The sequence below is a fragment of the Brotaphodocola sp. genome, assembly GCF_050873365.1.
Lineage (GTDB): Bacteria > Bacillota > Clostridia > Lachnospirales > Lachnospiraceae > Brotaphodocola.
On the sequence record NZ_JBNMIQ010000005.1, the window covers coordinates 42,999 to 68,357 of the forward strand.

23 protein-coding genes and 1 pseudogene are annotated in these 25,359 nt (G+C 39.8%); 21 read left to right on the forward strand and 3 right to left on the reverse strand.

What is annotated here, in order from left to right; translation table 11 throughout:
• Window positions 1–62: 62 nt before the first annotated feature.
• Complete coding sequence (locus tag ACR0QT_RS03895; RefSeq protein ID WP_432629580.1) at window positions 63–1,670, reverse strand: relaxase/mobilization nuclease domain-containing protein; 1,608 nt, start codon at window positions 1,668–1,670, stop codon at window positions 63–65.
• Window positions 1,642–2,034: a plasmid mobilization protein gene (locus ACR0QT_RS03900; RefSeq protein WP_432629581.1), complete on the reverse strand. Its 393-nt coding sequence runs from the start codon at window positions 2,032–2,034 to the stop codon at window positions 1,642–1,644. Before ACR0QT_RS03900 ends, ACR0QT_RS03895 begins: the two co-directional genes overlap by 29 nt.
• A gap of 390 nt (window positions 2,035–2,424) precedes the next feature.
• On the opposite strand from ACR0QT_RS03900, the gene ACR0QT_RS03905 reads away from it, so the two are divergent.
• From ACR0QT_RS03905 to ACR0QT_RS03940, 8 genes are all read left to right on the forward strand, one after another.
• On the forward strand, window positions 2,425–2,586 hold the full coding sequence (locus ACR0QT_RS03905) for a hypothetical protein (protein WP_432629582.1): 162 nt from the start codon (window positions 2,425–2,427) through the stop codon (window positions 2,584–2,586).
• Window positions 2,587–2,734: 148 nt separating this feature from the next.
• The gene (locus ACR0QT_RS03910; RefSeq protein WP_432629583.1) at window positions 2,735–4,396 is read left to right on the forward strand and encodes a recombinase family protein; all 1,662 of its coding nucleotides are present in this window, start codon (window positions 2,735–2,737) and stop codon (window positions 4,394–4,396) included.
• On the forward strand, window positions 4,393–5,925 hold the full coding sequence (locus ACR0QT_RS03915) for a recombinase family protein (RefSeq protein WP_432629584.1): 1,533 nt from the start codon (window positions 4,393–4,395) through the stop codon (window positions 5,923–5,925). The genes ACR0QT_RS03910 and ACR0QT_RS03915 overlap by 4 nt, the downstream gene beginning before the upstream one ends.
• On the forward strand, window positions 5,909–7,597 hold the full coding sequence (locus ACR0QT_RS03920) for a recombinase family protein (RefSeq protein WP_432629585.1): 1,689 nt from the start codon (window positions 5,909–5,911) through the stop codon (window positions 7,595–7,597). The genes ACR0QT_RS03915 and ACR0QT_RS03920 overlap by 17 nt, the downstream gene beginning before the upstream one ends.
• Window positions 7,594–9,198, forward strand: a complete 1,605-nt coding sequence (locus tag ACR0QT_RS03925; protein ID WP_432629586.1) for a recombinase family protein — start codon at window positions 7,594–7,596, stop codon at window positions 9,196–9,198. The genes ACR0QT_RS03920 and ACR0QT_RS03925 overlap by 4 nt, the downstream gene beginning before the upstream one ends.
• A gap of 85 nt (window positions 9,199–9,283) precedes the next feature.
• Window positions 9,284–9,595 (forward strand): hypothetical protein, encoded by a 312-nt coding sequence (locus tag ACR0QT_RS03930; protein WP_432629587.1) that lies wholly within the window; start codon window positions 9,284–9,286, stop codon window positions 9,593–9,595.
• A 20-nt stretch (window positions 9,596–9,615) separates the two neighbouring features.
• Window positions 9,616–10,008: an SMU1112c/YaeR family gloxylase I-like metalloprotein gene (gene gloA2, locus ACR0QT_RS03935; RefSeq protein ID WP_432629588.1), complete on the forward strand. Its 393-nt coding sequence runs from the start codon at window positions 9,616–9,618 to the stop codon at window positions 10,006–10,008.
• A gap of 36 nt (window positions 10,009–10,044) precedes the next feature.
• Complete coding sequence (locus ACR0QT_RS03940) at window positions 10,045–10,587, forward strand: hypothetical protein (protein ID WP_432629589.1); 543 nt, start codon at window positions 10,045–10,047, stop codon at window positions 10,585–10,587.
• A gap of 107 nt (window positions 10,588–10,694) precedes the next feature.
• Here ACR0QT_RS03940 and ACR0QT_RS03945 read toward each other — a convergent pair whose 3' ends face one another.
• Window positions 10,695–11,174 carry a flavodoxin gene (locus ACR0QT_RS03945; protein WP_432629590.1) on the reverse strand — a complete coding sequence of 160 codons (480 nt, stop codon included), beginning with the start codon at window positions 11,172–11,174 and terminating at the stop codon, window positions 10,695–10,697.
• A gap of 234 nt (window positions 11,175–11,408) precedes the next feature.
• Between ACR0QT_RS03945 and ACR0QT_RS03950 the strand changes: the two genes are divergently transcribed.
• The 13 genes and pseudogenes from ACR0QT_RS03950 to ACR0QT_RS04010 all read left to right on the forward strand — a co-directional run bounded on the left by ACR0QT_RS03950 (window position 11,409) and on the right by ACR0QT_RS04010 (window position 25,348).
• Window positions 11,409–12,368, forward strand: coding sequence for a MarR family transcriptional regulator (locus tag ACR0QT_RS03950; protein ID WP_432629591.1), 960 nt, complete (start codon window positions 11,409–11,411; stop codon window positions 12,366–12,368).
• On the forward strand, window positions 12,352–13,110 hold the full coding sequence (locus ACR0QT_RS03955; RefSeq protein WP_432629592.1) for a hypothetical protein: 759 nt from the start codon (window positions 12,352–12,354) through the stop codon (window positions 13,108–13,110). The genes ACR0QT_RS03950 and ACR0QT_RS03955 overlap by 17 nt, the downstream gene beginning before the upstream one ends.
• A 150-nt stretch (window positions 13,111–13,260) precedes the next feature.
• Window positions 13,261–14,049 (forward strand): annotated as a pseudogene (locus tag ACR0QT_RS03960) (glycosyltransferase family 4 protein); the annotation flags it as partial.
• A gap of 87 nt (window positions 14,050–14,136) precedes the next feature.
• The gene (locus tag ACR0QT_RS03965) at window positions 14,137–15,201 is read left to right on the forward strand and encodes an NAD-dependent epimerase/dehydratase family protein (protein WP_432629593.1); all 1,065 of its coding nucleotides are present in this window, start codon (window positions 14,137–14,139) and stop codon (window positions 15,199–15,201) included.
• Window positions 15,202–15,212: 11 nt separating this feature from the next.
• A complete protein-coding gene (locus tag ACR0QT_RS03970) occupies window positions 15,213–16,385 on the forward strand; it encodes a galactokinase (protein WP_432629594.1) in 1,173 nt (390 codons plus the stop codon).
• Between the two features lie 18 nt (window positions 16,386–16,403).
• Window positions 16,404–17,144 carry a nucleotidyltransferase family protein gene (locus tag ACR0QT_RS03975; protein WP_432629595.1) on the forward strand — a complete coding sequence of 247 codons (741 nt, stop codon included), beginning with the start codon at window positions 16,404–16,406 and terminating at the stop codon, window positions 17,142–17,144.
• Window positions 17,145–17,211: 67 nt separating this feature from the next.
• Window positions 17,212–18,462, forward strand: coding sequence for a nucleotide sugar dehydrogenase (locus ACR0QT_RS03980; RefSeq protein ID WP_432629596.1), 1,251 nt, complete (start codon window positions 17,212–17,214; stop codon window positions 18,460–18,462).
• Window positions 18,463–18,473: 11 nt separating this feature from the next.
• Window positions 18,474–19,577, forward strand: coding sequence for a glycosyltransferase (locus ACR0QT_RS03985; RefSeq protein WP_432629597.1), 1,104 nt, complete (start codon window positions 18,474–18,476; stop codon window positions 19,575–19,577).
• Window positions 19,577–20,668 carry a glycosyltransferase family 4 protein gene (locus ACR0QT_RS03990; RefSeq protein WP_432629598.1) on the forward strand — a complete coding sequence of 364 codons (1,092 nt, stop codon included), beginning with the start codon at window positions 19,577–19,579 and terminating at the stop codon, window positions 20,666–20,668. The genes ACR0QT_RS03985 and ACR0QT_RS03990 overlap by 1 nt, the downstream gene beginning before the upstream one ends.
• Before the next feature lie 282 nt (window positions 20,669–20,950).
• On the forward strand, window positions 20,951–21,469 hold the full coding sequence (locus ACR0QT_RS03995) for a serine O-acetyltransferase (protein ID WP_432629599.1): 519 nt from the start codon (window positions 20,951–20,953) through the stop codon (window positions 21,467–21,469).
• A gap of 4 nt (window positions 21,470–21,473) precedes the next feature.
• On the forward strand, window positions 21,474–22,625 hold the full coding sequence (locus ACR0QT_RS04000) for a hypothetical protein (protein ID WP_432629600.1): 1,152 nt from the start codon (window positions 21,474–21,476) through the stop codon (window positions 22,623–22,625).
• Window positions 22,626–22,642: 17 nt separating this feature from the next.
• Window positions 22,643–24,196 carry an alkaline phosphatase gene (locus ACR0QT_RS04005; protein ID WP_432629601.1) on the forward strand — a complete coding sequence of 518 codons (1,554 nt, stop codon included), beginning with the start codon at window positions 22,643–22,645 and terminating at the stop codon, window positions 24,194–24,196.
• Between the two features lie 54 nt (window positions 24,197–24,250).
• The gene (locus ACR0QT_RS04010; RefSeq protein WP_432629602.1) at window positions 24,251–25,348 is read left to right on the forward strand and encodes a glycosyltransferase; all 1,098 of its coding nucleotides are present in this window, start codon (window positions 24,251–24,253) and stop codon (window positions 25,346–25,348) included.
• The last annotated feature ends 11 nt before the right edge of the window (window positions 25,349–25,359 follow it).

Sequence of the window (25,359 nt, forward strand, 5' to 3'; positions counted from 1 at the left end):
TTGAGAAGCCAGCCATAGGACTTTCAGTGTGAAGTCTTGTGGCTGGCTTTTTCATGCATCGCTTAGAGTGATGGTTCGTGACTATGCTTGGGTTGGGTATGGCTGTGCTGCGGTGTGTGTTCCGTTTCAAGGATCATATCTACATTCCTGCAAGCGGTTTGCAGTTCATGGTAGTAATCTTTGAAATAGGTGTAGCTTTCGTATTGTGCGGTTCGCGCGGAAAGCAACTTTTCCTTTTCTGCTCGTAAATCTTTCATCGTGGGAATTGTGCCATCTGTGGAATTGCGTTTCAAGAATTGAACGGCTTCTTCGTATCTGGCAATTTCATCCTGATGTGCAGAACGGTATATCTTCTTGTTGTCTGCCTGCAAAAATACTTTGTATGTAGCCTTTGTGGAAAGATATTGCCCCAGATAGTGAATCTTCTCGTTAAGCAACTTCAAGTCGGCATCAGTGGATTTGGCGGTGCTGCGGGCATCGGACATTTTGACGGACAGTTCATCACGCGCTTTTTTCAAATCCTCGTAACTGTCATAACCATGTTGCTGTACATAGACGATGGTATTTGCCATTTGCTGTAAATTGGAAATTTTGACTTTCTGAGCATAAGCGCGGCTTTGCTGGGCTTTTACGCAGTCCTGCAAATTCACCACCAGACGAAGATTGGACTTGATATAGAGAACGGCAATGGGGTCAGCAACACTCCATTGCTGTTTTTCTTTTGCGGCGGTGATCGCGTTACTTTCAAAAAGTGTCAGAAGATGTTCACGGTCAAAACTGGTTCCCAGCGTCCTGGCAGATATGTATTTTTCTCTGTCCGGGAGAAGATAACTAAATCGACCACGGTGGTCTTTTACTAAAATGTTAGATTCGGTTTGGAGCAGGCGGCAGAATTCTTCAAAAGATTTTGCTTTCTTCGCCGCAGCAGTAATAGCGTCGCGCAGTTTATCTTTCTCCGTTTGAAACTTGGTTTTCATGGGAGTGAAACCCTCTGCGACAAGTTCGGCGTTCAACTTGTCCAGATTGATCTGCCCACGCTGTTTAGCATAATACTCTTGTTGCGTAATTTTGTTGACAGACGGGGAAAGCAAATCGACCTGATTAAGATTTTCCCTCATGCAGATATTCATAAGAGATTGCTGTAAATGCTTCAGATAGTCTTTCGTCAGATGATGCTTATATCCTGCCTTGCAGTCGATGGGGCGTTCCATAAAGGGCTGCTGCGGAATATCCAGTTTTCGCAAACTGTTGATTACGATATGTACATGAATATTGCCGCTGCCGTTGTGACCGTCCATGTGAGTACAGACCAACGCCTGATGCCCCGGAAAATTGGCTTTCACATATTCCATGCCGATGGCATGCGCCCGCTCTCCTGTCAGCCCACACTCGTCTTTGTCGGCAGGGTCGAAACTGATGAGATAGTGGTGCGTCTTGATTTCATCGTAATTCTGATTTTTGTGATACTGCGCATTAAGCATTTCGCACTCTACATCAAAAAGTTCCGGCTCGCAGTTTATGCCCTCCAGCAGAATATCTCGGCGGAGTACCCAGTTCCCGTTTGCATCAAGCAGAGGTTTCTTCAGGACTTCATCATGCTCATATTTCAAATAGTCGAGTGCAGCACCATAGTCTGCACTTTTACCCGCGACGTGTTTTAAGATTGCCACGATAATCACCTGCCAATCCTACAATTTCTTTCCGCATGGCGCGAAGGTCGGTCATGCAACGATTGATTTCTTCCAGCATGGCACGAGATTGGATGCCGCCGCTGTTAAAGAAAGCAGCGATTTGATTCAGATTGTTCCCGATGTGAGAAAGCTGTCTTGCAAAATCTCGCAGTTCTGCAATGTCGGCAACGATGTTGTAATGGACGTGAAGTTTTTCGGTTATAGCCTGTTTCCTTACATAAACGGCAACGGGATAGCCAGCCTGCTCAGCTGAACACGAAACCAGTGCATACTCTACATCGGTAAAGCGAACCATTACATTATTAGTCCGCCTGATACTTTCGTCCTTTTTGGGTCGAGCCATAGTGTGATCCTCCTGCATTTTATAGTTGCGAAGCAATTCCCGATAAGCCGCAGGCGTTCGGCTGCGAACACATTCATGTGGAGCCAGATAGCCAAAATCAAAGATTTTGTGCGTACCGTGGGAATGGGGAGCGGAATCCCCATCAAGATTGCCGGGAACGAAAAATCACGAAAGTGAGTTTTGAGTTACCATAGGCGAATCTTGCTCTAAGATAGGGAAAACCTAGTGTTTGCAGTATAGCCCCGTTCTTCATCAAAAGAAGTGCTTCTATAAATAGGAATCCGCAGCCCCGATTTGGAATACACTTTTCAGATTTTTTTTGAAATTTTTTCAAAAATTGTATTCCAAAATGTCCTTCTGGATTCCTATTAGTAAAGGGGGATTGATTCCATGAAGCAGAAAGAGCGATTTGACGAAAAGCCCAAACAGGAGCATACGGAGCCTGTGTATCACCGAAAAGCCATCATCAAGGGCATTACTGTATATGAATCATTCCGGCCAGAGGGCAGCGAACTGTGGGATTGCCTGTTGCAGAGCATGGGAAAGCACTGAAAAAAGAAATTTCGTAAAAATATGCGCAGCAGCTTGATTTTTATGCCGCAGCTTGGTAGAATACAGACGGGTTAAGTAAATAAGTGCAATCACAAGCCATTAACTTTCTGGATTTTACCATGCAATTTGCGTGGAGACAGGAGGTTTAATGGCTTTGTTTTTTTATAAAGAAAAGAATAAAGACATACGGGCAGCGGCCTATCTGAGATTGTCCATCGAGGATGGCGACAAAGCCGAAAGTAACAGCATCGGCAATCAAAGAGAACTGATTCGGGATTTTGCTGCAGAACGGCCAGAGCTGCATTTAGTCGAAGAATACGCCGACGATGGTTACACAGGAACCAACTTTGAGCGTCCGGGCTTTAAGCAGATGATGGAGGATATTAAATCCGGCAAAATTAACTGCATCATTGTCAAGGACTTATCCCGACTTGGCCGTAACTACATCGAGATGGGAAAATATCTGGAACAGATTTTTCCCATGATGGGGATTCGCTTCATCGCCATCAATGACAACTATGATAATGCGAATAGCGAGAGCAGCGATTCGGACAGCATTGTGGTTCCGTTCAAGAATCTGCTGAACGATTCTTATTGCCGGGATATTTCCATCAAGGTGCGCAGCCAGTTGGACATTAAGCGGCGCAAAGGAGAGTTCATCGGCGGCTATGCAATCTACGGCTACTGCAAAGACGAACGGAACAAAAATCGGCTGGTGGTAGACGAGTATGCGGCAGATATTGTTCGCTCTATCTACCGCAGAAAATTGGAAGGCATGAGCGCACAAGCGATTGCCGAACAACTGAACAGCGAGAATGTGCTGGCTCCGAGCGAGTACAAACGACTGTGCGGGTTGAATTATCACAGCGGCTTCAAAGCAGGAACTCATGCGAAGTGGCAGGCAATTCAGGTACTTCGGATTCTGAAAAACGAAGTTTACACTGGAACGATGGTTCAGGGCAGACGGCAAAAGATCAATTACAAAATCAAGAAGATTCGGAATGTGGAAGAATCCGGCTGGATCAGAGTTCCCAATATGCACGAAGCAATCATTCCGCAAAAGCTGTTTGATACCGTGCAGGAGGTTTTGAAACTGGATACCTGTGCATCGAAAGGACAGCAGACTGTAAATCTGTTTTCGGGCATCGTTCGTTGCGGCGGTTGTGGGCAGAACATGGTGCGGCGTACCGTATCGAAAAACGGCAAGAAGTATATTTATCTGCACTGCGTCACAAACCACAATGGCCTAGGCTGTTCCTCACATCTTATCAGCGAAAGCAAGCTGGTGGAAGTGGTGCTGGCTGCATTGCAGGGAAAAGTACAGCAAATCAGCGGACTGGAACATCGGCTGGACGAAATCAATGAGATTCCCAAGAATGAACGCAGACTGAAATCTGTGGAAGAGCATCTGAAAATGCTGGAGCAGGAAGAACAAAAATATCAGACCTTGCGCCGCCAGCTTTATGAGGATATGAGTAATGGCATCGTCAGCCAGGAGGAGTACAAAGAGTTCAGCCATTCCTTTAATGAAAAGGTTGAAACTATCCGTAAGGCCAAAGCAGAAATGAACCGCCAGAGGGATTGCCTGAACAATCTGGATGTGGAACATCTGCCGTGGATTGAAGATTTCAAGTCCTACCAAAACCTGACGGGCCTGAACCGCCGTGTACTGGTGGAATTGGTAGAGAGCATCACCATCTATGATAAGGAACACATTCATATCCAGTACCGCTTCGATCAGGAAATTCGTAATGTGCCGGAATATTGCAGTAGTGTTCCGCAGGCAGAAACGGAAGGAAATGCAGTATGAAGTGTGTAAGTTATACCCGGACGCTTCCATGGAAGAACCATCAAGGTGAACTAGCGATTGCCGAGCAGAATCAGCGTATTGCGACATATCTGGCGGAACATAAAGAACTGGATTTTCTGAAAAAGTATTCTGACCGCAAGAACGATGAAAAGGCGCGCACCGCGTTTGACCAAATGACCGATGATGGCGTGGAGCGAAAATTTGATTGCATTATTGTGGCATCCATGTACTACTGCGGGCCGGATTTCCCGGCGGCACGACAGGCAATCAAGGAAACGCTCTATGCGACGGGCATCGACCTGATCGTGCTGGATGAGGGTTTGGACACCAGAACAGCCAGCCGAAAAGAAGTCGAGGACTATTTTGAAGCAAAACGCTGTGAGATGCACGCAGAAATCATGTTTGCGTGGAGAAGGAAACAAGGCGCAGGATTCCGGCTGACAAGCTCTGTTCCATTTGGCTATATCCGCAGGAATGGCGAAAGCAACATGATAAAGGATGAAGAAGTTGCTCCTTATTTGAGCGAGGCTTTTTCCAGATATGCGTCCGGTCAGAAAATGCGTGACATTGCAAAGTGGTTAAATGAGCAGGGTGTTGAACCTCCCATGAAGCACAAAAAGAGAATTTTGGGAAAGCCTTATGATGCAGAACCAGACCAGTGGACAACGGATATGTTGAGGTGCTTATTCCGAAACCCGACTTATACGGGTGCGGCGGCAAATGGAAGCCGCCAGATCATTGCGGAAAACTGCCACGAACCATACATAACCAAAGAACAGTTTCATGCGTTCCCGTGCAATATGCGCGAGGACGAAAACAAAATCTCCACTCGAAAAAGCTACAAAAAGCCGAATCCGCTGGCAAAGCACATTGTCTGCACCTGTGGACGCGCACTCTGCTGGCATAAGGATAAGAGAACAGGTGAGGAACTTTTCTATTGCCGATACTGCCGCGCACACAAGGAAAATGGAAAGGAACTGAAAGTTCCGGCAGCTTCCATTTATAAAAAAGTGATGGATGCTCTGGAAACGGAACATCTGGAAGAAGAAAAGCTGGCTGCAGCTATTCAGCGAGGAACGGGCAGGAAAGCGATTGAAGCAGTCCGAGCTGAAAAGTCGGTGCAGATGAAGTCCGTTCTGGCCGAACTGAATATGGAACAGTTTCGCCGTGTGCCGCTGTATGAAAGTTATATGGCAAATGAAATCACCGAAGAACAGTACCATGCGGAACTGATGGACTATGAAGAAGCGCATCGGAAGCTGAATGAGCAGCTTACGGCAATCATGGGAGATACGTTGGTATGGGAGCGAGCATTGAGCCTGCGCAATCCGTGGATTCAGCAGATGGCACAATATAAGACCCCGGCAGAACTGAATCGCAATTTTGTGAAAAAGTATATTGAGCAGGTCACAGTTACATTACTGGGCGATGAACAGGCAGAAATCAGCCTGACGATGAAAACGGATGAGTGGAAACAGATGCTTGGTCGGATAGAGATGGAGGATACAGACGATGGCACGAAAGAGTAGAAAGAATCTTCCGCAGCCGGAGCAGACAGCGGTTTCTGTGCTGCTCCCGGAACTGGAAGAAGCAAAAATACCTGCGGCAATCTATGGGCGGCTTTCCGTTGAGGATGATGAAAAAGAGGAGAGCATGGAAACGCAGATCGCGCTGGTGCAGGACTATATCAACCGCAGCACTGAACTGAGTTATGTGGACACCTACTTCGACAATGGTTTTACGGGAACAAATTTTAAGCGGCCTGCATTTACCCGCCTGATGAACGATGTGCGGCAGAAGAAAATCAAGTGCATTGTGGTGAAAGACCTCTCGCGCTTTGGTCGTAACTATCTTGAAGCAGGGTACTATATCGAAACGGTGTTCCCTTTTTTGGGTGTTCGATTGATTGCTGTCACTGATAATTTTGATAGTACGCGCAAAGAGGATATGGAAAGTCTGGCTCTCCCGATTCGGAATATGGTCAATGCGATGTACGCGAAAGACATTTCCAAAAAGGTGTGGACTTCCTTACAGCGCAAGAAAGAAGCAGGCTATGCAGTTGGAAGTGATGCTCCGTTTGGATATGTTCGGAATCCAGTAACGAAACGCAATGAGATTGACCCGGCAGCGGCCTTTTATGTCCAGCTGATTTTTCAGTGGAAACTGATGGATGTACCAATCAATGAAATTGCCAGACGAATGACATTGCTGCGTGTGCCGACACCGCGCGAGTGGCATCGAAAAAATGTTGAGGGTAAGGAAATCCTGACAAATAAAAAATGGGGAACGACAACGATTTGGCACATTTTAGAGAATCAGACCTATGTTGGAGATACGGTCAATAGTAAAAGTACGCAGAGACTATTTGCAGGGCAGGATAAACGGGATGTGCCAAAAGAACAATGGCATATAACAAAAAATACGCACCCGGCTATCATCGCAAGGGATGACTTTGAGCGAGTGCAAAAAGACTTGGAAAAGAATCGAAAGGTATTCCATACCGTAAGAGCAAAGTCTGAACAGATTCGGGCAGAGTATCAGAATGACCTTGCAGGAATGGTATTCTGCGCAGACTGCGGCAGACCTATGGATTTTGACAGGCTGCCGCATGGAGCAGAAGAAAGCAAAAAGGTCTGCTATTACATCTGCAAAGCAAGGCAGGCAGACGATAAGTGCATCGGCCACCAAATCACGGAGAAGCTCCTGAAAGCCCTGATAATGGATCAACTGCACCTGTTTATTACACAACTTAGTGATAGGCGCAAGGTGGTGGAAGAATTACAGAAAATTGAAGATGTGCAGAATCCTGTCTACCGTGCAAAGGGAGAAATTATGAGTCTGACCGATAAAGTCGGCCAGATGGCAAGAAAACGGGAACAGCTTTATGCGGACTATGTGGCTGGTGTGGTGGATTCCGAAGATTATCAACTGATTCGGGAAGATTATTCCAGACAATATGATGGCTTGCGGGCTGCGCTGCAGGAAGCGGAAAATAAGAAAGTAGCAGTAGAACAGCAAATCGAAGAATATCTGGATATGACCGCACATCTGGAAGAACATCTGGACAGTTTTGGATTTGATATTCAGCTGGTGAAAGCTCTTGTACAAAAAATCGAGGTGAGCGCGGACAAACGGATTCGGATTGTTTTCGGATTCCGGGATGTGTTTACAGAACTGGGAAAGGAGAGTGCAGGAAAATGATCGCGGTATATCAGCGCATTTCACGGGCAGACGGTGACTTGGGCAAAGATGGAAAAGATAAGAGCAACAGCATTGAAAACCAGAAAGAACTGATCCAGCGGTATATCGCCCACAAAGAAAGTCTGCAAAATTTGCCTGTGATGGACTTTGTGGACGATGGCTATACGGGAAGCAATTTTGATAGACCGGGATTCCAGCAGATGATGGATGGTGTGCGCAGCGGCAAGATTGATACCATCATCGTGAAAGACCTTTCCCGATTTGGTCGTGACTATATCGGTGTGGGCGAGTACATGGAGCAGATTTTTCCACTGCTGGGTGTCCGGCTCATTGCTATCAACGATAACTATGACAGCGACAATTATAAAGGTACGACGCTGGGTATGGATGTGGTAGTCAGCAATCTGGTGAACACGATGTACTGCCGGGATGCCGGAAAGAAACTTCGGACTGCCAATCAGGTCAAGTGGAGAAAAGGCATCACAACGGCATCTGCCGCACCGTTTGGCTATCAATTTGACCCAGATAAAAAAGGCGCATTTATCATTGACCCGCCAGCAGCAAAAATCGTGCGGCGTATTTTTGATCTTGCGATTCTGGGGCTTGGAACAAGAGATATAGCCATGATGCTGAATGATGAAAATGTTCCTGTGCCGAGCGTATATAACAAGGAAAATAAGGCGTATGGAAAAGAAACGACCTATACCATTGCGCCTGTAATGCTTTGGGATAGCACTCGTGTTTGGAGAATCCTTACGGCGTATGTGTACACCGGGGCGATGGTTCTTGGAAAAAGCAAAACGCTGATTTCCGGCAAGGGTATCGTCCGGGCAGTTCCAAAAGGACAGCAGTTTATTACGGAAGGAACCCACGAAGCAATCGTCAGCCGGGAAGAATTTGAAAAAGCGCAGCTTGTCATAAAAAGCAACAGCCATAAAGTGCTGATGGGCGGCGTGGACTTTCCGCTGAAAGGAAAAGTCCGCTGTGGAAATTGCAGACGAGTCATGGGGCATAATTTTAGGCAGGCTGTTCCGACATTCTGGTGCAGAGAGGGCTTGGAACTGATTGGGCAGACACAATGCACTTCTGAGGTGTTCCAAGTCAGTGATATAGAAAATGCGGTTTTCCATGCACTGAAAAAGGAACTCTCTTTGCTGGATTCTCTCTATGGCGATATTCAAAAAGAAGAACAGGGATTGAAAGAAGCCCACAAAAAGGCAAGCCGCCGCAAAACTCTGATGGAGCAGGAACTTAAAAACCTGAAAGGTGAGAAGATGCGGATGTATGAAGAATATGCGGCAGGAACGCTCTCGCTGGATACCTACAAGCAGAAAAAGCAGGAGTGCGATAGGAGGATTTCAGAGGTACAAGAGCAAATTGAACAATCTAAAGCGGAAGAATCCACTAAGAGCGTTGTGCCGGGAACCGTGCGCGCAGCGGCAGAGCAAGCAGAAAACTTTCTGAATGGAACTAGGCTTACGGCAAGCATGGTGTCCGCGTTCATTGAAAACGTCTTTGTATATGATGGTGGGCGTATTGTGGTACGATTCAAATATGAGCAGAGCATCCAAGAAGCTGTAAAAGTGTTACATACGGGCTGAATCTGAAAAAGGCTGAGTTGCCCATGTTGTAACATCAAAGAGTGTGTTATAATATGGGCAACAAAACAGCCGGAAAGAGGACATTATGAAAGCGATTCGATGGCTGTTAAAATTGGTGTTGGTGATGATAACCCTGCCACTGCTCCTTGCTGTGTGGTTGGCGAAATGGTTTGTGGTATTTCTGCATCACTGTTCGGCATGGATTTTCTATCTGCTGGGCAGTGCGCTATTGGCAACGGCGGTGCTTTCGTTCCTTATGCAGCAGTCGCAGGGAATGGAAGCACTTCAAATGCTGATCGGTGGATTTGTGATTTTTATGATACCGCAGGTGATCGGTAGCGTGGTGGTACTTCTGGAACTGGTGGCAGTAATGCTTCGGCAGGTGTGGTACATATAAAGTGGGGAGGAACATAGAAAATGAAATTAACGACGATTCATCATGTGGCAATCATCGTTTCTGACTATGAAAAAGCAAGAGACTTCTATGTGAATAAGCTGGGCTTTGCAGTTGTAAGAGAAAACTTCCGCAAGGAGCGGAACGACTGGAAACTGGATTTGCGTGTCGGTGATGGAGCCGATGCGATTGAACTGGAGATTTTTGCAGAACTGAACCCGCCCAAGCGTGTAAACAGGCCGGAAGCCTGTGGTCTGCGGCATCTGGCATTCCGGGTGGATGATGTGGAAGCTACCGTGGCAGAGCTGGAACAGATGGGGATTGGATGTGAACCGATTCGATTAGACAGCTACACCAAAAAGAAAATGACCTTCTTCTTTGACCCGGATGGTTTGCCTTTGGAACTGCACGAATAATTACATGAATAACAACAAAGAAGGATGGTGAATAAATTGGCAAGATGGGAACGAGAAGGTATTCCACATAAAGGATGGAAAGAAATAGGAATAGAAGATTTGGGTGAGGATTTAGCGTTTGGGGATGACGTAGAATACGAACAGTGCGAAATGTGTGGACAGGAGAAGATTCGTTACGTTCACATTTTGCAGCATCCTAATTTTAATGGTGAACTGCGTGTGGGATGTGTGTGCGCAGAACACATGACTGACGACTATATCAACCCTCAAAAGACTGAGCGGGAACTGAAAAATCGCTTGAATCGCAAGAAAAATTTCATGCGCAGGGAATGGCAAGAACGCAATCAAGGAAAATATGTGCTACGGTATAAGGGCGAAAATATAACGATTATGAAAAGTAAGTATGGAACAGGCTGGGGTGTTCTCTATGGAGGGAAAAGCGTATTTCGATATAACAATCGTAGAATTGATGATTTCCATACGGCTCGGTTGATTGCGTTTGATCTTTTTGATGAGCAACATGAATCCAGAGGAGAAGTTCAGCCATACTGGGATGGTATGCGGTGGCTTTATTACTAAAGCTGTACGATGATGGATAAGTAAGCCAAAAGCAACACCCGTCTAGGGAAGAGGATTTGTGAATCTTCTCAGCTAGGCGGGTGTTTCATTCCGTAGGAATGTGAAGGTTAAAGGTTGAGCGTTTCTACCCATGCCGACAAGTCGGCTTTGCTGGAATAGGCGTTGAATACCTTACCATGCAGCAGTTTTGCACCGGGGCAGCTCGGCGCAAGTTTTTCATTGGTCTTACCCATGCTGCTGCCGCCGGAGGTGGCAAAGGGGATGATGGTCTTACCTTTTAAGTTGTAGCTTTCCAGAAATGTATTGATAATGGTGGGAGCAACATACCACCAGATAGGGAATCCAACGAAAATAGTGTCATACTCGTCCATGTTATCACGTTTGGCAGCAATGGCAGGGCGAGAGGTCGGGTCGCTCATTTCGATAGTGCTGCGGGCTTTCTTATCCATCCAATTCAGATCGGCCTTGGTGTACGGAACTTCCGGCTGAATCTCAAAAATGTCTGCACCGATGGCATCTGCCAGATTTTCGGCAAACTTTGCGGTGACACCGCTGGCAGAAAAGTAGGCAACAAGTCTTTTGCTCATGTCAATGCGCTCCCTCTTGATGATTTTGTATAGGATAAGTATAGCACGGCAGGGAAGCAGCATCAAGCGGTTGCCCATGATATAACATCAACGACAATGTTATATTATGGACAACTTAAAACATGAAAAAACTTAGTGATAATGTGCGTTTGCAGCTTATCTTAACTCTAATATTGCATCTTAACTTAAAATGAGTTATAATACAGAAAAGGAGTTAAGATTGGAGGTGAACACATGGAGTATCTCGATAAAGTCCTTGGAATTGAGGTCGCCTATAAGAATGGGGAGTTTGAGCATTTGCCAAATTTTATAGCTACAAGGTATCGCTTACAGATGGCGTCTATGAATGGACAAAGGGTGATTTTTCTTTATCCTAAGACAGAACTGGAGCAGATCGAAGTGCTGAAAAAGCATATTGCGCGGATACAGAAAAATGAAAATTTGCCTGTTGTGTTGGTGCTAAATGAACTTGGCTTTCGTCAGAAAGAATATTTAATTCGTGAAAAAATTCCATTTATCGTAGAAGGAAAGCAGATTTATTTGCCTTTCATGGCATTGTATTTGCAGGAACGGTGCAATGCCGAAAGGGAGCCACGGGAAGAAATACTTCCATCGGCGCAGATGCTTCTGCTGCATTTCATTTATGGAGGCGCACGAGAACTGTCCACAAGTCAGGCTGCGAAAGATCTGGAACTGACACCTACTTCTATATCGAGGGCATCGAAACAGCTTGAAGAAATGGGATTGCTGCATATAAAGAAAATGGGTGTGCAGCGGATTTTACAATCTGAGGATTCTCCGAAAATACTATTCCAAAAAGCAGGAGATAAGTTGTTGAATCCAATAAAACGAACGGTTTATATTCCGAAAGAATTGGTGGGAACAGACCTGTTGGAAAGTGGATATTCGGCATTGGCAGAGTATTCCATGCTGAACGCACCGAACGTCAAATGCTATGCAACAGAAAGAATCTCTCAATGGAAAGATGTTATGACAAATAGCTTGCAAGATTCGCAGGTGCAAGTGGCTGTAGAAATGTGGCGATACAATCCTCGAAAATTGTCCACACTAAATATTGTAGACGAACTTTCGCTGGCATTGGCATTGCGAGAAGATGCAGATGAACGGGTTGAAGAAGCAGTAGAAGAAATGCTGAATGAACTGTGGAGGAAGATAGATGGTTACAGGAATTGATAGTTTTAAGGAATGGTTCAAGGGCAGTGAAGAACAATATGCCATTATTGGAGGAACGGCGTGTGACATTCTGATGACGGAAGAAGGTTTGGATTTCCGAGCAACAAAGGACATTGACCTTGTTCTGATTATAGAAGCAGTTGACGCGAATTTCGGAAAGAAATTCTGGGAATATGTAAAACAGGCTGGATATGAACATTGCAATAAAAGTTCGGGTGTGCCGCAGTTTTATCGTTTTAGCCACCCAATCTCGAATCAGTATCCTGCGATGATTGAACTTTTCACGCGAAAGCTGGATGCCATTCAACTTCCAGAAGATGCAGTGCTAACGCCGTTACCAATAGACGAAGATATTTCAAGTCTGTCTGCTATTCTTTTGGACGATGATTACTACGAATTTTTGAAACATGGGAAAGTCACTGTTGATGGGGTGACTGTCTTGGATGCGGCATATTTGATCCCATTTAAGGCAAAAGCGTGGATGGATTTGACGGATCGCAAAGCCGCAGGTGAACATGTTGATGGCAAAAACATCAAGAAACATAAGAATGATGTTTTCCGTCTGACGGAATTGATTGATCCCACGGTTAAGATTACGGCTCCCCAAGGAGTTTATACAGATGTTCAAGAGTTCGTGCAGCGGATGCAAAACGAAAGCGTTGACATTAAGCAGTTGGGGCTGGTAGGGAGAACGAAAGATCAGATTTTGGATGAACTAAAAGATTTGTATATAGCACAGTGATTATAGAGCCATTTCAGGTGTCATGCAGAGATGCAGTGAACTGAGATGGCTCTTTTCCGTTGAATAACGGCTCATTGAAGCCAAGGGCAGATTGAAAACTGCTTTGGCTTTGATGAGCCTATTTTTGTGCCTTTTTCAAATTTGTTTGTGAAAAAAGTTGTCCAAGACTTGACATCGGGCGGAATTGATTGGCAGAGAGAAAAGTGGAAATCCGGTTTTGGTTCAAAATATATTCGGCAGGGTGAAAAAAATGCCGTGAAATATGCGGATGAGATCATCGTTCTGAGTAAAGGAGTACAAGACTATTTTAAAAATACATATGGACGTACAACCCATTTTATTCCAAACGGTGTGAGTCGCCCGGAGATTCAAAGTGCAAATTTGATTACAAAAAAATTTGGTCTTACAAAAGATTCCTATATTTTGTTTCTGGGGCGACTTGTTCCAGAAAAGGGACTTCGTTATTTGATCGAGGCGTTTAAGCAGGTTGAGACAGACAAGAAACTGGTGATTGCTGGTGGTTCGAGTGATACGGATTCTTTTACGAATGAGTTAAAAGAGCTGGCAAAGGGAAACGATCGGATTCTTTTTACTGGTTTTGTTCAGGGTCAAATGTTAGAGGAACTGTACAGCAATGCTTACATTTACACCTTGCCATCTGATTTGGAGGGAATGCCGTTAAGTTTATTGGAGGCAATGAGCTACGGAAACTGCTGTCTGGTATCTGATATTCCGGAGTGCGCAGAAGTGGTGGAAGATAAGGCTCTGATCTTTAAGAAATCAGATGTGAGCGAGTTGCGGTCTTGTCTGCAAGATGCGTGTGATCATCCGGAAAAAGTGATGATACTGAAAGCGCAGGCAGGAGATTTTATCTGCAAGAAGTACGACTGGGATAAGGTTGTAGAAGAAACAATGAAGTTATATAGGAGAGAAAAGTAATGCGGGTATTGATGATTAACAATTTCTTCTAAATGAATGTAGGTAGTGAAACTTAATATATATGTTTCTAAAAAGGAGATAAATGCAATGAGTACAGTAAATTTAGATAATAGAACTGTTTTAGTCACAGGTGTAGCCGGTTTTATAGGTTCAAATCTTGTGAAGCGAATTTATCAGGAAACACCGTCAGCCACAGTTATAGGCATTGATAATATGAATGACTACTATGATATAGCACTGAAAGAGTTTCGTTTGAAAGAGCTAGCCAAGTATCCTACATTTATTTTTGTGAAGGGAAATATTGCGGATAAGGTACTGATTACAGAACTATTTGACAAATATAAGCCGTCTGTGGTTGTGAATCTTGCAGCACAGGCTGGTGTACGTTATTCTATCTCTAACCCGGATGCTTATGTGGAATCTAATCTGGTGGGCTTTTTCAATATTCTTGAAGCTTGTCGCCATTCTTACGATAACGGACAGCTTGGCGTTGAGCATCTGGTGTACGCTTCTTCTTCCTCTGTTTATGGCTCCAACAAGAAAGTCCCGTATAGTACAGATGACAAAGTAGATAATCCGGTTTCTCTTTATGCTGCAACTAAGAAATCCAATGAGTTGATGGCGCATGCTTATTCTAAGTTATATAACATTCCATCTACTGGTTTAAGATTCTTTACTGTATATGGTCCTGCTGGACGCCCAGATATGGCTTATTTTGGTTTTACTAATAAGCTAGTGAAGGGAGAAAACATTAAGATTTTTAACTATGGTAATTGTAAACGTGATTTTACTTATGTGGATGATATTGTAGAGGGCGTTGTTCGTGTGATGAAGAAAGCACCGGACAAGAAAAATGGAGAAGACGGTTTGCCGATTCCGCCGTATGCGGTTTATAACATCGGCAATCAGAATCCAGAGAATCTGATGGACTTCGTACAGATTCTTTCCGAAGAATTAGTTCGTGCTAAAGTTCTGCCAGAGGATTACGACTTCGAGGTTCACAAAGAACTTGTTCCGATGCAACCGGGAGATGTGCCTGTAACCTATGCGGATACCAGTGCTTTGGAGCGCGATTTCGGGTATAAACCTAGCACTGACCTGAGAACTGGACTACGGAAGTTTGCTGAATGGTATGCTGAGTTTTACAAATAAGGAGAAAGTTAATGAAGTGTGTTGAGGTTTACAAAGAATTATATCATCAGGAGCCGTATGATGTAGCTTTCTGTCCATACCGTATCAGTCCGCTAGGTGCGCATATTGACCATCAGTATGGAAAAATCAATGGTTTGGCAATTGATAAGGGAATACATATGGCTTACCATCCGAAACAGAACGGCGTGGTGGAACTACAGTCGTTGAACTTTCCGAAACGCGCTCAGTTCTTTGTAAGTGCAGTGCCGGAAGAAAAACAGGGGGACTGGGCTGATCATCTGCGTGGTGCAACTAAAATGCTGGGTGAGAAGTACCGCCTAAAAGTTGGTCTGTCCGGCATCATTGAGGGAAGTTTGCCGATTGGTGGTTTATCTTCATCTGCATCGGTTATTATTTGCTTTCTGTCTGCATTATGCAAGGTTAATGGTATTCATCTTGAACCGATGGAGATGATTTTTACAGCAAAGGCTGCAGAGAATCAGTACGTTGGCGTTTCTTGTGGTAAACTTGATCAGAGCTGTGAAGTGCTCTCTAAGAAGAACCATTTGCTTTACCTCGACACGAAAGATGACAGTTATGAGCTGATTCCTACTAGTGAGAAGATGAAGCCTTACAAAGTGGCGATTTTCTTTTCTGGTTTGGAGAGGTCCTTGAAGAATTCTAAATACAACTTGCGCCAAGATGTATGTAAGGCTGCGGCTTATGCACTGATGGGTTACGCTGGAATGAATTATGATACTTTTGCAAATACGCGGTTACGAGATGTACCATTTGAAGTATTTGAGAGTTATAAGGATAGACTGCCAGAATTATGGAAACGCCGTGCAGAACACTACTATAGTGAGTTTGCTCGTGCCGAAAAGGGGGCAGAATTGTGGAAAAACGGTGATTTGGATGGCTATGGTCAGCTTGTTTTTGAGAGTGGTAAATCTTCTATTTATAGCTATGAATGTGGTTGCGATGAGCTAAAGAAACTGTATGAAATTATGGTTGATACGGATGGTATCTATGGTGGCCGTTTTTCTGGTGCAGGGTTCAAGGGATGCTGTATGGCTCTAATCGATCCAGATAGAGCGGATGATATTGAAGCAAAAGTGACATCAGAATATCTGAAAGAGTTTTCTATGTTGGAAGGAAAGTACAGCTTCCATCTGTGTGAGAGTGCGGATGGCGTAGCGCTATAAGAGGAGTGCACATAATAAATGAAATGTTTAATTTTAGTAGCGGGTTACGCTACACGGCTTTATCCATTAACTGAGAATTTTCCAAAGCCACTTTTGAAAGTGGGAGAAAAATCCATTCTCGATTGGTTGGTAGATGATCTAGTGGATACTACTGATATTGATGAATTTGTGGTGATTTCTAACCATAAGTTTGTACAGTATTTTGAAGATTGGAGAAACAAGAAAGTAAGGGTTCGACCTTATAAGATCACTGTAATTGACGATGGCACTAGTACTAATGAGAGTAGGTTGGGAGCAGTTAAGGACATTCAGTTGGCAGTAGAAAAATTGAATTTAATAGATGATCTTCTAATTATGGCTGGTGATAATGTATTGGATTTCAGCCTTTCAAAGTTCGTGGAGTTTGCCAAGAGAAAGAATACCTCTTGTGTAATGTGTCATGAAGAGAATGAATTGAAAAAGCAACAGAAGACAGCAATTATCACGGTGGATAGGAATGACCTGATTACTTCTTATGAAGAAAAACCGATAAAACCGAAAGGTAATTTGGCTGTACCGCCGTTTTACTGTTATCGTGTTATGGATGTAAAGCGTATTGAGGAAGCATTAAACAATGGATGTGGTTATGATGCACCGGGGAGTTTTGCTGCATGGCTGAGTAATCAGACGCCAATGCATGCATATCTTATGCCAGGTAAGAGGTATGATATTGGTGACATTAATAGTTACGAGTATGTGAAAAGTGTGTTTTTTAAGTGAGAAATATGTTTAGAATATAGGCGTTAATATAGGGGTTAGCAGATCTGCGAAAGAGGAGAAGTAAATTATGAGAGAATTTAAAGATTTAAAGATTGCTGTTGCAGGAACCGGCTATGTGGGGCTTTCTATTGCTACGCTTCTTAGCCAGCATCATAGGGTGACTGCTGTGGATATCGTTCCTGAGAAAGTGGAATTAATTAATAACAAAAAGTCTCCGATTCAAGATGAATATATAGAAAAATATTTATCAGAAAAGAAACTGAATTTAACCGCAACATTGGATGCTAAAGAAGCTTATAGTGATGCTGATTTTGTGGTTATTGCTGCACCCACAAATTATGATAGTAAGAAAAATTTTTTTGATACAAGTGCAGTTGAATCAGTTATCAGTTTAGTCATTAAATATAATCCAGAAGCTATCATGGTTATTAAAAGTACTATTCCAGTTGGATATACTATAAATGTGAGAGAAAAGTTTCATTGTGATAATATCATCTTTAGTCCAGAATTTTTGCGAGAGTCCAAGGCACTGTATGATAATTTGTATCCAAGTCGTATTATTGTTGGCACAGATGTTGCAAATGCTCGATTAGTGAAGGTAGCACATGTTTTTGCGGAACTTCTTCAGGAAGGTGCTATTAAGAAGAATATTGACACACTGTTCATGGGATTCACTGAGGCAGAAGCGGTCAAACTATTTGCTAACACTTATCTTGCTTTGCGTGTTAGTTACTTTAATGAGCTAGATACATATGCTGAAATGAAAGGTTTAAATACGCAACAGATTATAGATGGTGTTTGTCTTGATCCTCGTATTGGTACCCATTACAATAATCCGTCTTTTGGTTATGGAGGTTATTGTTTGCCTAAAGATACTAAACAGTTATTAGCTAATTATGCAGATGTGCCAGAAAACTTGATTGAAGCTATTGTTGAGTCTAATCGGACGCGTAAAGATTTTATTGCTGATCGTATACTGGAAATTGCAGGAGCTTATGAGGCTAATGATAGTTGGGACGAAAGGAAAGAAAAAGAAGTTGTGGTTGGTGTGTATCGATTGACTATGAAGAGCAATAGCGATAACTTTCGTCAGAGCTCTATTCAAGGAGTCATGAAACGGATTAAGGCGAAGGGAGCAACTGTCATCATTTATGAACCGACTTTAAAAGATAATGATACTTTCTTTGGCAGTCGTGTTATTAATAAATTGGATGAATTTAAAAAAATGAGCCAAGTAATCGTTGCTAATCGTTATGACAAATGCTTAGATGATGTGAAAGAAAAAGTTTATACAAGAGACTTATTCGGACGTGATTAATGAGGAATGGTATGAAAAAGTATTTATTTATTATTCCATCGCTTTCTAAAGGTGGAGCTGAGAGAGTTGTATCTGTTTTGGCAAGTGAATTAATAAAAGTAGATCGGATGAGTGTTATTGTAACACATTTCAAAGTAGAGAAAGAATATCCTGTTGATTCATCTGTAAAGGTAATTTGTTTATCAGAGTTAGAAGAAGTAGAATATCGAAAAAAAATTAGTAAAAAATATCTTTTAGAATTAGCTTATAAATTGAGAAAAGTAATTCAAAAAGAAAGACCAGATTTTATTCTTCCATTTTTATGGACAACTTGTATTCGGACAGATATTGCATTGTTGGGATCGATGTATAAGAAACGAGTTATACAAACCGTTAGAAATAACCCATATATTTTTCCAGAAAGTAAACTGCAAAAAAAATATAGAGATTCTCTTGTTAAACGTTCGAGAAAAACGATCGTTCAAAATATAGATCAAAAACGTTATTTTATGAATAGCATTCAAAATAAAATTAGTGTTTTACCAAATCCTGTCTCGAAAAATTTAATGGAAATCAGACGAAAACCAGATACAGATGTTTTTCGAATTATTGGTGTTGGCAGAGTTGAAAAACAGAAAAATTTTAATTTGTTAATCGATGCTGTTGCGGAAGTATATCGTATTTATCCGATGGTTCGATTGGATATTTTTGGAGAAGGAACTTTAAAAAATGATTTACAGAAACATATTGTGCAATTAGGGCTAGATAATATTATTACTTTGCGAGGTAGAAGTAGTGATTATTATGAAATGTATGGACACGCAGATGTTTTTGTTTTATCTTCAGATTTTGAGGGAATGCCTAATACATTGTTAGAAGCTATGGCTGTGGGTTTACCATGTATTTCAACAGACTGTCCGACTGGTCCAGCAGATATTATTTATCACATGGAAAATGGTATACTTGTTCCAGTAGGAGATAAAGAAGAATTAAGTAATAGAATTCAACTTTTAATTGAAGACAAAACTTTAAGAGAAAAAATAGGAAAAAATGCTAAAGTAACAATTGAGGAACAATATTTGCCAGATAAAATTACAAAAAAGTTAATTAGTATTTGTGAAGCGAGGGGATGTTAATGAAAATTTTACATTTGGAGTATGCAGGAAAAACTGGAGGAATTGAAAAGCTTTGCAAAGATATTGGATTAAACGCGAAAGATGATCAACATATTTTTTGGTTTATCCATGAAGGTGGGATACTATATGATGAAATGAAAAATGAACATCTTCAGGTTGAGTGTTTACATTTGGGAAAATGGCAGATTTTTGAATTGTGTCAGAAAATTTGTTGCTTTGTAGCACAATCTGGCATTGATGCAATTATTATTCATCATCCAGCACCATTAATATGGCTGGCAATGGAAATATATCTTTGCAAGAAAAAACGTTCAAAAGTTTTTGTTTATGTACATAATACTTATCATGAAATAATTACAGAAAAAAAATATCGTAAAAAAATTTATGATAATCTATTAAAACGTAGCGATGGTATTATTGCTATTTCTAAATGGGTAAAACAAAGTGTTTTATCAAATGTTTCTATTCCAGAAAAAAAAATAAAAGTGATTTACAATGGGGTGGTATGTCCAGAGAATATTGGTGTAATAAATGGAAAATTGCATAGACCAGTTCAATTGATTTATATTGGAAGATTAATTGAAAAAAAAGGGGTTCAGGTGTTGTTAGATGCGTATTCTAAGATTGCTGAAAAAGATAATTATCAACTAAATATTATCGGGGATGGTCCGTATAAGCAAGATCTAGAAAAGCGTGCGAAAATGCTTGGGTTAGAGCATAATGTATTATTTCACGGGATGCAGAGAAATATAGATGAATGGCTTAGAAATGCAGACGTTTTTATTCATCCGGCAATTTGGGAAGAGGGGTTTGGAATTAGTATTATTGAAGCAATGAGCTATGGAAAAATATGTATTGCTTCGCGAAAAGGCGCGATTCCAGAAATTATTACAGATGGAGATAATGGCTTTTTAGTAGAATCGGGAAATTCAGATGAGTTGGTCAAAAAAATTATAGATGTATGTAGTAACATAACGGAAGAACAACGAGCGCAAATTGCAAACAATGCAAAAGACCATGTTCAGAAGTTTTCAATTAATAGATTGCTTCAAACATTGCACGAATTTATTTTAGAAGAGAAAAATAAATGATATTGGTATAGTAAAGAAAAACTAAAAGAATATACAAGTTATGAGACAGAATTTTTTGTTAGAAATTGTTAATATATTTTCCGGTAAATTTAATAGTAAAAATGACTTGGGTTAATTACTAAAACTTGGAAATAATATTTATGTTGGATCTGATGCTAAAATATTTGGAAAACTATTTATTGCAGATGGGTGAAAAATGGAAGCCAATGTAGTTGTCAACAAATCTTGTATAGAGAAAAATTCTGTACTAGTAGGAGTATCTGCAAAGAGAAAGGACGATAAATGACAGAAATTCAAATGGATCATTATCGCTTGTTTGGGGATGATGTAGTAAGGTTTCGATCTTTTCAAGACTATCGATTCCTTTATATGTATTGTTGGAGAAAAATAAAAAATAAGAGTAATTTAACGTTTTTTTATAAGTTAATATTAAAAAATTTACGGAAACATTATCATATTGAGATTCCATATACGGTAGAAATTGGTGGTGGATTTTCTATGGATCATGCGTATAATATTACCATCAATTCTAGAGCAAAGATTGGAAAAAATGTAACTATGTATAAAGGATCAACTATAGGTTGTGATAAAACGGGAGTTCCGATTGTGGAAGACTCTGTTTACATTGGATTAAATACAACTATTGTAGGAGGGATACATATTAAAGAAGATGTACTTATTGCTCCGAATTCTTTTGTCAATTTTAATGTTCCAGCGGATTCGGTAGTTGTTGGTAATCCAGGGTGCATTCATAGAAAGAAAAATGCAACAGATGGATATTTATTGAATGTTGTGAGGTGATTTGATGAATGCAAAATTTATGCTTCCAAAAATAAAGAATTTTCTTTATTGTGGTGTTTTTATTCTAATATTAAAAGTTTATGGATCGGCATCTAGTATATTGCCATTTTATAATGATAATATTGATACAGTGTTAGCTATACTAGGAGTTGGGTGTTTGGGGCTACATTGTATTATGATGCAATATTATAATAGAAAAATATTGTTAGTGTATATTTTGGTAAGTCTGTTAGCTTTGTATAGTACAATTCGAGTTGGAAATTATGGCATATTTATTACAGCGGTAACTTGTTTAGCTATTTATGGGGAAGATCCTAAAAAGGTAATTGAGTTTATTTTTAAATATGAGTGCCTTTTTTTTGTTTTGCATTTAATTTTTGCCATTATAAGAATACCATTTACAGGAGATTTTTATTCACAAATTATTGATGGAGTAGAACGACTTAATATGGGATTTGGTCATCCTAATCGCTTTTCAGTATTAGTATTTAATCTTTTACTGATGTGGATTTGGCTAAATTTTAAGAATATTAAATACATTAATATATTGATTATATTTGGAATTTCCTTAATAAATTATAAATTGACTCGGACGAGAACAAATGAGACGGCAATACTGATATTATTGATAGTATTGCTATTTTATAAACATTTTCCACAAAAAACATCTAATGTTTTGAGAATTGTTGCAATGTTCATTACACCAGTTTTATCAATTATATCTATGTTAGCAGTTATTCTATATACGAAAGGTAATAACATTGTCCTTGTGGCACTTGACAAGGCTTTGTCAGGACGAATTCGTTTAGGGGCGTATGCATATGAGCATTATGGAATAAGTTTTTGGGGAAGAACATTGCTAACTGAAAAGATTCAATATGATGAAACTTATCAACTGAATTATTTTACATTTGATAATATTTATACGGATATCTCTATGCGTCAAGGAATCATTTGGTTAATACTTTTAATTGTTTTGTTTTATGTGTTAGCAAAAAGAAAGAATGATGATATAAATTTTGCCATTATAGCATGGGGAATTTATGGAATTACAGAAGTGCACGGATTGAATGTTTATATGTTGTTTGTAGTATTACTTACTTGTGAATTGTTTAAAAAGTGCTCCGGTATTATTGAAAACTATAACAGAAAATGAATTAGAAGGAGAAATGAATGGAAAAAGATTTTAAAATGAAATATCTTTTATTTCTCATTATAATTTTATCTGAATTAGTATTTTGTTTAGGAAGCATTATAGGTATTTGGAAATTTAGAGAAGAAGAGATAAGAAATGTATTTATTATAATTACATTGTTGACATCAGTTTCTTTTTATCGATGTTTTGAATTGATGAAAGTGTCGATAGGTTTGTGTATAAGTTATTTGTGTATATATTTTATAGTTGAAAAGATTTTGATTATTAGTTTTGATGTGCAATTGTTAACTTTGTATTATGTAAAATTCGTATATATAATAGGTGAGTTAATTGCGTATATGTATTTTTCATTATTAGTATTATATAGAAAAAATGGCTTAATATTTTTTATAGAAGAATTAGCTATACTGTTTATTACTTTTTTATTTTTGGGAGGTACGGGATTATATTTTCGAGATCATGTACTTTTACAAAATGAAAAAAGAATTAACTGCGATCTTAAAAGCATAATACAAGGTAAAGAAAAGCTTATAGATGAGTTAAATGAAATTCCTAAAATTGAAAATTTGAAGGAAGGCATAGAAAATCAGATTTTATTTATTGGGGATGGAATGGGAAAAAATCATGTTCAATTAGCTAAGCGAAAATATGGATACGATTTTTTGAACATGGAAAAGCTTTCTATTCAAGGAGAATGTAGTACATTTTCTTTAGAATTGAATGGTCCAACAGATAGTGCAGCAGCGGCTACTGCAATGTCAACGGGATATAAAACAAAAAACGGGTATATTGGATTAAATAAAGAAAAAATAAAAAATAAAAATCTTGTTCAATATTGCCAAGAAAATAGAATAGCGGTGGGAATTGTATGTACAGATTTTTTTTGGGGAGCAACGCCTGCAGCATTTTGTTCATATGCAACAGATCGTAATGATAGTCTAAATATTTTTGAGCAAGAAGTTAATAAAAAAATTAATCTGTTTATTGCGCAAAGAGATCAGGACTTATGGAATAGTGTTAATAGTAAAAAAAATGATAGTATTGTTTTCACAACAGATAGTACATTAAATTATGAAGCACTAAATACTTATGCAAAAGAAAATATGAGCTTATATTGTGGAATTAGTGGACATTATAATGGGTGCTCTTATGATGAAACGGAATTTCCAGAATTATCTACTTTGGTTAAGTATGCGATTTATTATATGGATAGTTTAGTGAAATTAAATCAGGAACAATATAAGGCATATTTATTAATTGTAGAAGGTAGTCATATTGATAAATTTTCAGCAAAAAACATGTTAGATGATACATTAGCAGAGGTTATGGAATTTGATAAAGCCATAGGTACGGCATTAGAAGAAATAGATGAAAATAAAGTGTCAGTATTTGTAACGGCGGATCATGAGTGTGGTGGATTAGTTTTGAATGACCATGGAAATGGAAGTTTTACAACAACAAAGCATACAGCAGTAAATGTTCCGTATTACGCATCTATTCATTACAAAGGATTACCACAAAAAATTGATAATACAAATATATGTACAATTATCAAACAAAAATTAAAATAATTTTTTTAATTTATAGTGATGTAATAAATATCCCAAAGGAGAGAACATTAAAAAGTGAAAAGAATTTGTGTATATGGTTGTTCGGCAATGTTTGGTGGGACGGAGCAGTATTTGTTAACCATGTATAAAGGAATTGATCGTAATAAAATTCAATTTGATTTTTTGTTTCCTCACAATATGAAAAATATTTCATACTCTGCGGAAATTGAAAAATTGGGAGGTCGAATTTATCGAGAATATTATTATCAGCGTGAAGAAAAATTGCCTGATGCAATGACAATAGAAAAAGTATTACAAAAACATCCAGAGTGGGATGGTGTGTATGTTAATTGGCAAAGTGTTGATACGGCATATCGTTTACTTATTGCTGCAAAAAAATGTGGATTGCCATATCGAATAATACATGCTCATAATAACAATTATAATCGACCCTTTAAAGTAAAAGATAAAATTTATGAATTATACTTTCATATGACAAAGAGATATTATCTTACTCATGAGCTTGCATGTTCTACTTTGGCGGGAGACTGGCTCTTTCATAATAAAAATTATACGGTAATTCCTAATGCTGTTGAATTTGAAAAGTTTTCATTTTCTAATCAAGTACGTGAGCGGATTCGTACTAAGTATGGATTGAGAGAAAATCAGTTAGTTATTGGTTTTTGTGGAAGGTTAGTTGAACAAAAAAATCCGGAATTTTTATTAGAAATATTTGAACAACTTTATTATAAAAATTCAGAAACTGTATTATTGATTGTTGGAGATGGTATACTCAGAAAAAAAATGGAAGAAAAAATAAAAGAGAAATGTTTGAAAAATATTATCTTTACTGGTTCAGTTTCCGATGTGGAAAATTATATGCAAGCAATGGATTGCTTTCTTTTACCGTCAAGATTTGAGGGATTTGGCATCGTGCTTTTAGAGGCACAGGCTGCAGGTTTGCCATGTTTTACATCAAAAAATGTTGTGCCAGAAGAAACAAATTTAACAGGAAATGTCCATTTTATTTCTTTAGAAAAAGGTCCGAAAGTATGGGCAGATGAGTTACTTTCAACTTCATTAGAACGCTACAATGCGATGGAACTATTATTAAAAAGCGATTATACAGTAGATAAAGCAGTAAAAAAAATAATGAAAATTTTTAATTGTTAAGGTGGTGAGAA